Origin of the sequence: Pseudomonas sp. R4-35-07, from assembly GCF_003852235.1 — a bacterium.
GTDB lineage: Bacteria > Pseudomonadota > Gammaproteobacteria > Pseudomonadales > Pseudomonadaceae > Aquipseudomonas.
The window spans coordinates 1,995,818-2,009,390 of the sequence record NZ_CP027732.1 but is presented as its reverse complement, the minus strand read 5'-3'; the positions used below and the strand labels follow the sequence as shown (position 1 = coordinate 2,009,390).

Genomic DNA, 13,573 nt, shown 5'->3' with positions numbered 1-13,573 from the left:
TAACGGGGATTGTGGCCGATTGCCTAGAACAGGCCCATCTGCCCGCCCACCAGGGTGGCGAAATCATCGTTCACGAACGGCAGGATGGCGTCAGCCACGGGCTGCAATTGGCGCGTCACATAATGATCGTAGTCGATAGGCGCTTGCTGCACTTCCAGCGGCTGCGGGCCATTGACGCTGATCACATAGCGGATCCAGCCGCCGCGCTGGTACTGGCGCGGGCGTCCGAGGCGGTCGTTGTATTCGTCGGCCAGGCGTGCGGCGCGCACATGGGGCGGGACGTTGCGTTCGTAGTCATGCAAGGGTCGGCGCAGGCGCTTGCGGTAGATCAACAGCTCGTCGAGTTCGCCGCTCAAGGTACGGCGCACATAGTCGCGTACATAATCCTGATGGGGCTGGCGATGGAAGATGCGCCGGTAGAGCTCCTGTTGGAATTGCCGGGCCAAAGGCGACCAGTCACTGCGCACAGTTTCCAGGCCCTTGTAGACCATTTCTTCGCTACCATCGGCGCGCACCACCAGGCCGGCGTAGCGCTTCTTGCTGCCCTCCTCCGCGCCGCGAATGGTCGGCATCAGGAAGCGGCTGAAATGGGTTTCGTATTGCAGCTCCAGGGCGCTTTGCAAACCGTATTCCGTATGCAGATGGCTGCGCCACCAGTCGTTGACGTGCTGCACCAGCGCCTGGCCGATGCGGCTGGCGTCCTCAAGAGAGTGGGCGCCGCCGAGCCAGACGAAGGTGGAGTCGGTGTCGCCGTAGATCACTTCATAACCCTGGGCCTCCACCAGCTCGCGGGTCTGGCGCATGATCTGGTGCCCGCGCATTGTGATCGAGGACGCCAGCCGGGTATCGAAGAACCGGCAACCGCTGGAACCGAGCACGCCGTAGAAGGCATTCATGATGATCTTCAGGGCTTGGGACAGCGGTGCATTGTGTTCGCGCTTGGCCACTTCGCGGCCTTCGGATACCCGCGTGACGATAGACGGCAGGCAATGCCGGGTGCGGGAGAAACGCGCACCGCGAAAGCCTTCCACCGAGTCGCTGTCGTCGGGGTGCTTGAGGCCTTCGATCAAGCCCACCGGGTCGATCAGAAAACTGCGGATGATCGACGGGTACAGGCTCTTGTAGTCCAGCACCAGCACCGACTCATACAGGCCTGGGCGCGAGTCCATGACAAACCCGCCGGGGCTGGCCTGGGGCGGCTTGTCGCCGAGGTTCGGCGCGACAAAGCCCTGGCGGTGCATCAACGGCATGTAGAGATGGGTGAACGCCGCGACGGAACCGCCATTGCGGTCGGCAGGCAGCCCGGTGACGCTGGCGCGTTCCAGCAGGAACTTGAGCAGTTCGGTCTTCTCGAAAATCCGCGTGACCAACTCGCAGTCCTTGAGGTTGTAGCGCGCCAGGGCGGGCTTGTCCTCGGCGAACATGCGGTTGATTTCGTCCATGCGCTGGTACGGCGTGGAGATGTCCTTGCCTTCACCCAGCAGGGTTTGCGCGACATTTTCCAGGCTGAACGACTCGAAACTCCACGTCGCTGAACGCAGGGCTTCGATGCCGTCGATGATCAACCGGCCGGCTGCCGCAGCGAAGTAATGATTGCGGCTGCCATGTTCGCGCCAGACCATGGCTTCACCGCCACGACCCAGCAGCAATGGCATGTTCAGACGTTGGGCATGTTCGTGGAGTACGCGCAGGTCGAACTGCACCACATTCCAACCGATGATCGCATCCGGATCGTGGGTCGCCAGCCATTGGTTGAGGCGTTCGAGCAGTTGGGCGCGGGTGTCGCAATAGTCGAGCTTGAAATCCACCGCGCAGGCTTTGTTGGGCGGACCGAGCATGTACACCTGGCGCTCGCCACACCCTTCGAGCGCGATGGAATACAGGTCACCCTGGGCGGTGGTTTCAATATCGAGGGATACCAGTTTCAGGGTCGGTCGGTAATCGGCAGCGGGCTTCATCTGCGCATCGAGCAACGTGCCGCTGGCATCCGGCGTGCCGCCGAACCACACAGGCGCGGTGATGAACCGTTCCATCATGTAGCGCTCGGGTGGGCGCACATCGCCTTCGTAGACATCCACCCCGGCAGCGCGCAGGCGCTTTTCGATATCCATTATCTGGCGGTGCTGCCGGGCGTAGAGGCCCAGGACCGGACGATGATGGAAATCGCACAACTGCAACTCACGCAATTCGATATCGCGCTCGCCTTTGAGCAGCCAGTCCAGCGGCTTGCGATAGGCCTCGGGAATGAATACCACCGAGGTTTGCACGGGTAGGCGAATACACCGTGGCCCTTGGTCGGTCGCCAACCAGAAGCTGACCTCCGTACCCGCCGGGGTGTCGCGCCAATGCCGGGTCAGGACAAACCCCTGCTGTAAATCCACCGTACCGCACCTCAGGAATCGCTTTCAGGGCGTGATTCTACTCGGCATCCGAGCAAACGCGGCAGGTTAACTGTGATCTCACAAATTTGTTGCGCTACATTAATAACAATCACTATCATTTGCACCGGAGTCGTATCCGCGCAAGGAGGAAGCGCATCGTTGTTGCCCCCCCTTGCTCATAGTTGACGGTTCGCCGTCAGGATCGATCATGCCCCTCTGTGCCCGACTTGCTGCGCCCTTTCGCCCCACCCTGCTCGCCCTTTGCTGCTCGCTGAGCGTTGCTGCGCATGCAGATACGGGTAACACGCTGGAACTGGATGCGACGCGCATCGATGCCCAAGCCCCGGCGCCCGACGCGTTGCCTGCGGTGTATGCCGGCGGACAAGTGGCGCGCGGTGGCCAACTGGGTGTACTGGGTAACCAGGACATCATGGACGTGCCATTCAGCATGTCCTCCTACACCGAGCAATTGATTCGCGACCAGCAGGCGGAAACCCTCGCCGACGTGCTGCTCAATGACTCGTCCGTGCGCCAGGCCTCGGGGTTTGCCAACCAGGCCCAGACGTTCATGATCCGAGGCTTACCGTTGAATGGCGACGACATTTCCTACAACGGTTTGTACGGCATCCTGCCACGGCAGATCATGTCTACTGACGCGCTGGAACGCGTGGAAGTGTTCAAGGGGCCCAACGCGTTCATCAACGGCGTAACGCCAGGCGGTTCGGGGATCGGCGGCGGTGTGAACCTGCAACCCAAGCGCGCCGGTGAGGTGCCGCTGCGGCGGTTCAGCACGGACATCAGCAGCGATGGCCGGGTGGGCGAGCATCTGGACATCGGCCAGCGGTTTGGTGAAGACGAGCGGTTTGGCGCTCGGGTCAACCTGTCCCAGCGCGAAGGCGATACCGGCATCGACGACGAAAACCAGCGTTCAAAACTGTTCGCGGTCGGCCTGGATTACCGTGGTGAGGCGTTGCGCCTGTCGGGGGATTTTGTGTATCAAAAGCAGCGCATCAATGGCGGACGAAACTCGGTGTTCCTGGGTACCGCGACCCAGGTTCCGGATGCACCTTCGGCGGATACCAACTATGCACCCAGCTGGAGCAGCACCAACCTTGAGGACACCTTGGGCATGCTGCGCGCCGAGTACGACCTGAATGAAAACTGGACGGCTTACGCCGCAGGCGGCATCAAACACAGCCGAGAAATGGGCCGATATTCTTCGATTACCCTGACCGATAACCTGGGCAATGCCACCTCCAGCCGCTCGACCATCGCGCACGAGGAAGACAACACCAGTCTGATGGCCGGCTTGAACGGCAAATTCCAGACCGGCCCGGTGAGCCATCGACTCAACATCGGCCTCGCCGGCATTTGGACCCAGGCGCGCAACGCTTATGTGTTCAACGGCTCACCCAGCACGACTAACATTTACAACCCGGTGACCGGCGCACCGCCTACGCTAAACACGCCGCGCAACACCCCTGGCACCGACTTCAGCGACCCGACCGTTACCGACAAGACCTTCGTGCGCAGCGCCGCAGTATCCGACACGTTTGGCTTGTTCGATGACCGTTTGTTGGTAACGCTGGGCGCGCGTCGTCAGCAAATGGTAGTGCAGGGTTACAACTACATGAGCGGTACGCGCACGGCCAACTATGACGAATCGATCACCACGCCGGTCTACGGCATCGTGTTCAAGCCGTGGGAGCATGTGTCTCTGTACGCCAACCGCATCGAGGGCCTGGCCCAGGGCCCGACCTCGCCGCTCAAATCCGGCGACCGGACGATCATCGGCGGCGGGCAGGCCTATGCCCCCGCGCGCTCCAAGCAGATCGAAGCGGGTGTCAAAGTCGACATGGGTAGCTATGGCGCAACCCTCGGTGTGTACCGGATCGAGCAGCCTGGCGCGGGTTACGCCGAAGTGATCGATGCAACCACGGCGCGCTATGTGCGTGAAGGCCAGCAGATCAACAAGGGCGTTGAGCTGAACATGTTCGGCGAACCGATGAGCGGCCTGCGCCTGTTGGGTGGGGTGACCCTGATGAAGACGGAACTCAAGGGCACCCTCAACGGTGCCAACGACGGCAACCGCGCCATTGGTGTGCCTTCATTCCAGCTCAACGCCGGCGTGGATTGGGACGTGCCCGGCCTGCAAGGCATGAGCCTCAATGGTCGCATGCTGCGCACCGGCGGCCAATATGCCGACGCGGCGAACAACCTGAGCCTGCCGGCCTGGAACCGCTTCGACGTGGGCGCGCGCTACACCTTTGCGCTGGACCAACGTGAAGTCACACTCGGCGCTACGCTGGAGAACGTTGCCAACGAAAAGTACTGGGAATCGGCCCAGGGCGGTTTCCTCAGCCAGGGTGATCCGCGGGTGGCGAAGCTGTCGGCGACGATCGATTTTTAACGTCACGGTGACTGACGCTGGGCATCCGCCATGATGCCCAGCGTCAGGCTCGCTGGGCCTTATCCAGATAGTTTTCGATATTGCCCATTTGCTCGTCCCAGCCACGGGAGTTCATCTTGAACGCTTTCAGGCGCCTGGTCTGGGGCACCTTGTCAAAACCGGACTCGACCACCCGCAACAGAATGCCCGGCGCGCGGTCCTCGATGGTGAACTCCACCAGCGTCGGGGTTTCCTGGTCATAGTCGACGTCTTTCTCTACCGCGAAGGGATGCCACCAGAAAGAAAACAGGGTTTGCGGCAAAATACGTTCGATCCTGGCCTTCCACACCACATGTTCGTAGCCTGGGTAGGTGATCGGCGCTTCGATGGTTTCTCCGGCAACAAAGGTTTTTTCCTTGAGGGCAATACCGAACCACTCGCCAAATTGCTCGGCATTCGTGAGCGCTTCCCAGACGTGTTTACGCGATGCGTTGAGCAGGACTTTCCGTTCGATGCGATCTAATACGTGCATAAGTCACCTCCTCCATTGAACACTAGGCGACATCGACCAATGCGCAACCTTTGGTTATGCGCAATGATGATGACCCCATCCTTGACCTGGCCATAAGTTATGACTGAACCGTTGAATGGAAGTTGCTTGTGTAAAGGTGTGTGCTATCGGGTGGAGCGTTTGGACATGCCCATCAGTCACTGCCATTGCGCCAGCTGTCGCAAGGCGCATGCGGCAGCGTTTGTCGCCACGGCCGGGGTGATGCGCGAGCACTTTCGCTGGACGCACGGTGAAGAATTGCTGTCGTCGTTTGAGTCATCGCCAGGCAAACGGCGCCATTTCTGTTCGCGCTGTGGCTCGCATTTGATCGCCGAGCGCGCGCACCAGCCCCACGTCATCGTGCGGGTGGCGACGCTGGACGATGATCCGGGCGCCAGGCCCACCGCGCATATCTGGACAGCCCATGATGTGCCCTGGCTCGCTTATGACGACATAGAGCGCTGGGGCGAATGGCAGGTGTGACTTAAACGTGCGGATCGCCGGGCGCTTTGGCCGGCGTCGCATATTGGGGCTTCAGGTGCCCCTCCTGGTCGAGCAGCCAGGCGTCCATGATCTGTCGCACCACCGGGCCGGCTACACGGCCACCGGCCTCACCGTTTTCAATCATCACTGAAATCACGATCTTGGGGTGTTCGGCTGGCGCAAAGCCAACAAACAAGGCGTTGTCGCGGTGACGCTCGAGGGTCTTATTGCGGTTGTAACGCTCACCCTGCTTGATCGCCACCACCTGGGCGGTACCGCTCTTGCCGGCGATGCGATATTGGGCACCCTGCGCTGCGGCCCGAGCGATACCGCGCGGGTCGTGCATTACCAATTGCATGCCGTGGTTGACCTGTTCCCAATCACGCGGATCCTTGAGCACTACGTTGGGCATCGGATTCTCATCCACCGGAGGCACGCCGTTGATGGTCTTGGCCAGGTGCGGGCGGTTCCATACACCCTTATTGGCGATCAGCGCAGTGGCTTGGGCCAGTTGCAGCGGCGTGACTTGCATATAACCCTGGCCGATACCCAGGATCACGGTTTCGCCCGGGAACCAGGGTTGGCGACGTGTCGCGCGTTTCCAGGCCTGGGAAGGCATCAGGCCGGCGGATTCTTCGAACATGTCCAGGGACACCTTCTGACCCAGGCCGAATTCGGCCAGGTAATCATGCAGCCGATCGATGCCGAGCTTGTGGGCCAGGTCATAGAAGTAGGTGTCATTGGAACGCATGATGGCGGCGTCCATGTCTACCCAGCCGTCGCCACTGTGGTTCCAGTTGCGGTATTTGTGATCGAAGTCCGGCAACTGGTAGTAACCGGGATCAAACACGCGGGTTTGCGGGGTGACAACGCCGCTGTCGAGCCCTGCGATGGCCACTTCAGGCTTGATGGTTGAACCGGGCGCATACAGCCCGCGCAGCACGCGGTTGAACAGCGGGCGATCGATGGAATCATGCAGCGCGGCATATTCCTTGAAGCTGATACCGGTGACGAACAGGTTCGGGTCGAAACTCGGCTTGCTGACCATGGCCAGCACTTCACCGGTTTGCGGGTCCAGGGCAACCACCGAGCCACGGCGGTCACCCAGGGCTTCTTCGGCGGCTTCCTGAAGCTTGACGTCGAGGCTCAGGACAATGTTTTTGCCGGGGATAGGGTCCGTGTGCTTGAGCACGCGCAATACCCGCCCTTGGGCGTTGGTTTCGACTTCTTCATAACCCACGTGGCCATGCAGTTCAGACTCGTAGAAGCGTTCGATACCGGTTTTGCCAATAGACTGGGTGCCGCGGTATTCCACCGAATCGAGGGCCTTGGATTCTTTCTCGTTGATTCGTCCGACATAGCCGATGGAGTGAGCGAAGTGCGCACCCAGCGGGTAGTGGCGGACGAACTGAGGTTCAACGTCTACACCCGGTAGACGGAACTCGTTGACGGCCAGAACGGCAATTTGCTCTTCGGTCAGCTCGTAAAACAGCGTGACAGGAACGAACGGATGGCGGGCCTGCTTGAGCGCTTTGTCGAACACGGCACGATCTTCGGCGGGCAGGTGCAACAGACTGACGATCGCGTCCAACTCTCCCTTGAGGTCGGTGGTGCGTTCGCGAGTAATGGTCAGGTTGTAGCTGGGTCGGTTGTCAGCCAGGACCACACCGTTGCGATCATAGATCAAGCCGCGCGTAGGGGTGATGGGCAGCACGTGAACGCGATTGTTTTCGGAAATGGTGGCGTGATAGTCGTATTGCACGACCTGCAGGAAGTACATGCGCCCTACCAGGGCGCAGGTGATGCCGATCACCAGGAGGGCACAGGCGAGCAAACGTTTGTTGACCAGACGGTGTTCTTTTTCGTGGTCCTTGATGGGTATCGGTTCAGGCATTTCTACAGCATCTCGTTGAAAAAGGTCGACGCCGCGTCCTGCGGATAAGGGTCAATCCTTGTGAAAATGTGCTGCACCATACCAAAAATGCAGAAACACTTTGCATCGATTTCCCTTAACGGCGGGTTATTTCATCATTGAGAAAGTGAGGCAAGGGCGGCGAACGCGCTGTGATGGTGTGCATTGGGAGCGCCGTCGTCTTTTCGACCGCGCAAAACAAAACCCCATCTGCTTTCGCAAATGGGGTTTCGGAATTTAATCTTGACGATGACCTACTCTCACATGGGGAAACCCCACACTACCATCGGCGATGCATCGTTTCACTACTGAGTTCGGGATGGGATCAGGTGGTTCCAATGCTCTATGGTCGTCAAGAAATTCGGGTACTGAGTCGTGGCCAGATGGCCTCGCTTCAGCAAATTGGGTATGCGATAGAAGTCGGTGTTTTGTGAGCCTCGAACTTTCGGTTCATTGCGTCTTCACACACCGCAATCTGGTTGCTCTGGATTAAAGAGCCGACGCAAATTGCTTGGGTGTTATATGGTCAAGCCTCACGGGCAATTAGTATTGGTTAGCTCAACGCCTCACAGCGCTTACACACCCAACCTATCAACGTCGTAGTCTTCGACGGCCCTTCAGGGGACTCAAGGTCCCAGTGAGATCTCATCTTGAGGCTAGTTTCCCGCTTAGATGCTTTCAGCGGTTATCTATTCCGAACATAGCTACCCGGCAATGCCACTGGCGTGACAACCGGAACACCAGAGGTTCGTCCACTCCGGTCCTCTCGTACTAGGAGCAGCCCCTCTCAAATCTCAAACGTCCACGGCAGATAGGGACCGAACTGTCTCACGACGTTCTAAACCCAGCTCGCGTACCACTTTAAATGGCGAACAGCCATACCCTTGGGACCGGCTTCAGCCCCAGGATGTGATGAGCCGACATCGAGGTGCCAAACACCGCCGTCGATATGAACTCTTGGGCGGTATCAGCCTGTTATCCCCGGAGTACCTTTTATCCGTTGAGCGATGGCCCTTCCATACAGAACCACCGGATCACTAAGACCTACTTTCGTACCTGCTCGACGTGTCTGTCTCGCAGTCAAGCGCGCTTTTGCCTTTATACTCTACGACCGATTTCCGACCGGTCTGAGCGCACCTTCGTACTCCTCCGTTACTCTTTAGGAGGAGACCGCCCCAGTCAAACTACCCACCATACACTGTCCTCGATCCGGATAACGGACCTGAGTTAGAACCTCAAAGTTGCCAGGGTGGTATTTCAAGGTTGGCTCCACGCGAACTGGCGTCCACGCTTCAAAGCCTCCCACCTATCCTACACAAGCAAATTCAAAGTCCAGTGCAAAGCTATAGTAAAGGTTCACGGGGTCTTTCCGTCTAGCCGCGGATACACTGCATCTTCACAGCGATTTCAATTTCACTGAGTCTCGGGTGGAGACAGCGCCGCCATCGTTACGCCATTCGTGCAGGTCGGAACTTACCCGACAAGGAATTTCGCTACCTTAGGACCGTTATAGTTACGGCCGCCGTTTACCGGGGCTTCGATCAAGAGCTTCGCGTTAGCTAACCCCATCAATTAACCTTCCGGCACCGGGCAGGCGTCACACCCTATACGTCCACTTTCGTGTTTGCAGAGTGCTGTGTTTTTAATAAACAGTCGCAGCGGCCTGGTATCTTCGACCGGCATGAGCTTACGGAGCAAGTCCTTCACCCTCACCGGCGCACCTTCTCCCGAAGTTACGGTGCCATTTTGCCTAGTTCCTTCACCCGAGTTCTCTCAAGCGCCTTGGTATTCTCTACCCAACCACCTGTGTCGGTTTGGGGTACGGTTCCTGGTTACCTGAAGCTTAGAAGCTTTTCTTGGAAGCATGGCATCAACCACTTCGTCGTCTAAAAGACAACTCGTCATCAGCTCTCGGCCTTAGAATCCCGGATTTACCTAAGATTCCAGCCTACCACCTTAAACTTGGACAACCAACGCCAAGCTGGCCTAGCCTTCTCCGTCCCTCCATCGCAATAACCAGAAGTACAGGAATATTAACCTGTTTTCCATCGACTACGCTTTTCAGCCTCGCCTTAGGGACCGACTAACCCTGCGTCGATTAACGTTGCGCAGGAAACCTTGGTCTTTCGGCGTGGGTGTTTTTCACACCCATTGTCGTTACTCATGTCAGCATTCGCACTTCTGATACCTCCAGCAAGCTTCTCAACTCACCTTCACAGGCTTACAGAACGCTCCTCTACCGCATCACTTACGTGATACCCGTAGCTTCGGTGTATGGTTTGAGCCCCGTTACATCTTCCGCGCAGGCCGACTCGACTAGTGAGCTATTACGCTTTCTTTAAAGGGTGGCTGCTTCTAAGCCAACCTCCTAGCTGTCTAAGCCTTCCCACATCGTTTCCCACTTAACCATAACTTTGGGACCTTAGCTGACGGTCTGGGTTGTTTCCCTTTTCACGACGGACGTTAGCACCCGCCGTGTGTCTCCCATGCTCGGCACTTGTAGGTATTCGGAGTTTGCATCGGTTTGGTAAGTCGGGATGACCCCCTAGCCGAAACAGTGCTCTACCCCCTACAGTGATACATGAGGCGCTACCTAAATAGCTTTCGAGGAGAACCAGCTATCTCCGAGCTTGATTAGCCTTTCACTCCGATCCACAGGTCATCCGCTAACTTTTCAACGGTAGTCGGTTCGGTCCTCCAGTTAGTGTTACCCAACCTTCAACCTGCCCATGGATAGATCGCCCGGTTTCGGGTCTATTCCCAGCGACTAGACGCCCTATTAAGACTCGCTTTCGCTACGCCTCCCCTATTCGGTTAAGCTCGCCACTGAAAATAAGTCGCTGACCCATTATACAAAAGGTACGCAGTCACCTAACAAGTAGGCTCCCACTGCTTGTACGCATACGGTTTCAGGATCTATTTCACTCCCCTCTCCGGGGTTCTTTTCGCCTTTCCCTCACGGTACTAGTTCACTATCGGTCAGTCAGTAGTATTTAGCCTTGGAGGATGGTCCCCCCATATTCAGACAAAGTTTCTCGTGCTCCGTCCTACTCGATTTCATGACTAAGAGATTTTCGCGTACAGGGCTATCACCCACTATGGCCGCACTTTCCAGAGCGTTCCGCTAATCTCAAAGCCACTTAAGGGCTAGTCCCCGTTCGCTCGCCACTACTAAGGGAATCTCGGTTGATTTCTTTTCCTCAGGGTACTTAGATGTTTCAGTTCCCCTGGTTCGCTCCATACACCTATGTATTCAGTGTAAGGTAACCATCTTATGATGGCTGGGTTCCCCCATTCAGACATCTCCGGATCAAAGTCTGTTTGCCGACTCCCCGAAGCTTTTCGCAGGCTACCACGTCTTTCATCGCCTCTGACTGCCAAGGCATCCACCGTATGCGCTTCTTCACTTGACCATATAACCCCAAGCAATCTGGTTATACTGTGAAGACAACATTCGCCGAAAATTCGATCATACTCAATTAAGAGCGACTCACAAATTTTACCTTAGCCTGAGCCGTTACCAGTGAAAGTAACGTTCAGTCTATCTTTCTATCACATACCCAAATTTTTAAAGAACGATCTAATCAAAGACTAGAAATCAATATTCACAGCGGAATACTCATTTCTAAACTCTAACAGCAGAAACAGTTAATGGTGGAGCCAAACGGGATCGAACCGTTGACCTCCTGCGTGCAAGGCAGGCGCTCTCCCAGCTGAGCTATGGCCCCATAACAAAATTGGTGGGTCTGGGCAGATTCGAACTGCCGACCTCACCCTTATCAGGGGTGCGCTCTAACCAACTGAGCTACAGACCCAATTTCGAGCGCAACTGATTAGCTAAGAGCTATCAGCTTGGAGCTTAAAGCTGCTTCTATCGTCTTCTTCAATGAATCAAGCAATTCGTGTGGGAACTTATGGAGCAGCTGATGTCGTCGATTAAGGAGGTGATCCAGCCGCAGGTTCCCCTACGGCTACCTTGTTACGACTTCACCCCAGTCATGAATCACACCGTGGTAACCGTCCTCCCGAAGGTTAGACTAGCTACTTCTGGTGCAACCCACTCCCATGGTGTGACGGGCGGTGTGTACAAGGCCCGGGAACGTATTCACCGCGACATTCTGATTCGCGATTACTAGCGATTCCGACTTCACGCAGTCGAGTTGCAGACTGCGATCCGGACTACGATCGGTTTTCTGGGATTAGCTCCACCTCGCGGCTTGGCAACCCTCTGTACCGACCATTGTAGCACGTGTGTAGCCCAGGCCGTAAGGGCCATGATGACTTGACGTCATCCCCACCTTCCTCCGGTTTGTCACCGGCAGTCTCCTTAGAGTGCCCACCATAACGTGCTGGTAACTAAGGACAAGGGTTGCGCTCGTTACGGGACTTAACCCAACATCTCACGACACGAGCTGACGACAGCCATGCAGCACCTGTCTCAATGTTCCCGAAGGCACCAATCTATCTCTAGAAAGTTCATTGGATGTCAAGGCCTGGTAAGGTTCTTCGCGTTGCTTCGAATTAAACCACATGCTCCACCGCTTGTGCGGGCCCCCGTCAATTCATTTGAGTTTTAACCTTGCGGCCGTACTCCCCAGGCGGTCAACTTAATGCGTTAGCTGCGCCACTAAGAGCTCAAGGCTCCCAACGGCTAGTTGACATCGTTTACGGCGTGGACTACCAGGGTATCTAATCCTGTTTGCTCCCCACGCTTTCGCACCTCAGTGTCAGTGTTGGTCCAGGTGGTCGCCTTCGCCACTGGTGTTCCTTCCTATATCTACGCATTTCACCGCTACACAGGAAATTCCACCACCCTCTACCACACTCTAGTCAGTCAGTTTTGAATGCAGTTCCCAGGTTGAGCCCGGGGATTTCACATCCAACTTAACAAACCACCTACGCGCGCTTTACGCCCAGTAATTCCGATTAACGCTTGCACCCTCTGTATTACCGCGGCTGCTGGCACAGAGTTAGCCGGTGCTTATTCTGTCGGTAACGTCAAAACAATCACGTATTAGGTAACTGCCCTTCCTCCCAACTTAAAGTGCTTTACAATCCGAAGACCTTCTTCACACACGCGGCATGGCTGGATCAGGCTTTCGCCCATTGTCCAATATTCCCCACTGCTGCCTCCCGTAGGAGTCTGGACCGTGTCTCAGTTCCAGTGTGACTGATCATCCTCTCAGACCAGTTACGGATCGTCGCCTTGGTGAGCCATTACCTCACCAACTAGCTAATCCGACCTAGGCTCATCTGATAGCGCAAGGCCCGAAGGTCCCCTGCTTTCTCCCGTAGGACGTATGCGGTATTAGCGTCCGTTTCCGAACGTTATCCCCCACTACCAGGCAGATTCCTAGGCATTACTCACCCGTCCGCCGCTCTCAAGAGAAGCAAGCTTCTCTCTACCGCTCGACTTGCATGTGTTAGGCCTGCCGCCAGCGTTCAATCTGAGCCATGATCAAACTCTTCAGTTCAAACATCTTTGGGTTTTTAAGAAACCCTAAACTTGGCTCAGCAATCGTTGGTTACATCTTTGATTTCTCGCGGAGTAACTTGTGATGCTGATAATCTTGTTGACTATCAGCCTGACTCCACAAGCACCCACACGAATTGCTTGATTCAGTTGTTAAAGAGCGGTTGGTTAAGAGCTATTCGTCTCAACCGAGGCGCGCATTCTACAGCAGCCTCATTTGCTGTCAAGCGGTTATTTTCAGAAGTTTTCGAAGATTTCTTCAACAACTTCAACCACTTGCGCTTGCGATCTCTCGTAAGCGGGAGGCGAATTCTACAGCGTTACTCGCTGCTGTCAACACCTCTTTTTCAACTTCCTTTTGGCTTCGATGAACTGAAGCAACTTA

The 13,573-nt window shown here is 56.5% G+C and carries 5 protein-coding genes, 2 tRNA genes and 3 rRNA genes; 2 read left to right on the top strand and 8 right to left on the bottom strand.

What is annotated here, in order from left to right:
- Positions 1 to 23: 23 nt before the first annotated feature.
- Positions 24 to 2,381: a DNA polymerase II gene (locus C4J89_RS09310; RefSeq protein WP_124414304.1), complete on the bottom strand. Its 2,358-nt coding sequence runs from the start codon at positions 2,379 to 2,381 to the stop codon at positions 24 to 26.
- Between the two features lie 208 nt (positions 2,382 to 2,589).
- Here C4J89_RS09310 and C4J89_RS09305 point away from each other — a divergent pair, with 208 nt between their 5' ends.
- Complete coding sequence (locus C4J89_RS09305; RefSeq protein WP_124414303.1) at positions 2,590 to 4,791, top strand: TonB-dependent siderophore receptor; 2,202 nt, start codon at positions 2,590 to 2,592, stop codon at positions 4,789 to 4,791.
- 43 nt (positions 4,792 to 4,834) lie between these two features.
- Here C4J89_RS09305 and C4J89_RS09300 read toward each other — a convergent pair whose 3' ends face one another.
- Positions 4,835 to 5,302: an SRPBCC family protein gene (locus tag C4J89_RS09300; protein ID WP_124362071.1), complete on the bottom strand. Its 468-nt coding sequence runs from the start codon at positions 5,300 to 5,302 to the stop codon at positions 4,835 to 4,837.
- A 99-nt stretch (positions 5,303 to 5,401) separates the two neighbouring features.
- Here C4J89_RS09300 and C4J89_RS09295 point away from each other — a divergent pair, with 99 nt between their 5' ends.
- Positions 5,402 to 5,803 (top strand): GFA family protein, encoded by a 402-nt coding sequence (locus C4J89_RS09295; protein WP_124414302.1) that lies wholly within the window; start codon positions 5,402 to 5,404, stop codon positions 5,801 to 5,803.
- A gap of 1 nt (position 5,804) precedes the next feature.
- Here C4J89_RS09295 and mrdA read toward each other — a convergent pair whose 3' ends face one another.
- From mrdA to C4J89_RS09265, 6 genes are all read right to left on the bottom strand, one after another.
- Positions 5,805 to 7,697 (bottom strand): penicillin-binding protein 2, encoded by a 1,893-nt coding sequence (mrdA, locus tag C4J89_RS09290; RefSeq protein ID WP_124362069.1) that lies wholly within the window; start codon positions 7,695 to 7,697, stop codon positions 5,805 to 5,807.
- 259 nt (positions 7,698 to 7,956) lie between these two features.
- Positions 7,957 to 8,072: ribosomal RNA gene (gene rrf / locus C4J89_RS09285) — 5S ribosomal RNA — on the bottom strand.
- Positions 8,073 to 8,237: 165 nt separating this feature from the next.
- Positions 8,238 to 11,128: ribosomal RNA gene (locus C4J89_RS09280) — 23S ribosomal RNA — on the bottom strand.
- A gap of 239 nt (positions 11,129 to 11,367) precedes the next feature.
- Positions 11,368 to 11,443: transfer RNA gene (locus tag C4J89_RS09275), tRNA-Ala, on the bottom strand.
- A 10-nt stretch (positions 11,444 to 11,453) separates the two neighbouring features.
- A tRNA-Ile gene (locus C4J89_RS09270) sits at positions 11,454 to 11,530 on the bottom strand.
- Between the two features lie 122 nt (positions 11,531 to 11,652).
- Positions 11,653 to 13,189, bottom strand: a 16S ribosomal RNA gene (locus C4J89_RS09265).
- Together the 16S, 23S and 5S rRNA genes with 2 tRNA genes alongside form the textbook arrangement of a ribosomal RNA operon.
- Between the last annotated feature and the right edge of the window lie 384 nt (positions 13,190 to 13,573).

Bases quoted from the DNA above. Each gene is read 5' to 3' on its own strand.
- C4J89_RS09305 (WP_124414303.1), top strand. From the start codon at position 2,590: ATGCCCCTCTGTGCCCGACTTGCTGCGCCCTTTCGCCCCACCCTGCTC.
- C4J89_RS09300 (WP_124362071.1), bottom strand. From the start codon at position 5,302: ATGCACGTATTAGATCGCATCGAACGGAAAGTCCTGCTCAACGCATCG.
- C4J89_RS09295 (WP_124414302.1), top strand. From the start codon at position 5,402: ATGACTGAACCGTTGAATGGAAGTTGCTTGTGTAAAGGTGTGTGCTAT.
- mrdA (WP_124362069.1), bottom strand. From the start codon at position 7,697: ATGCCTGAACCGATACCCATCAAGGACCACGAAAAAGAACACCGTCTG.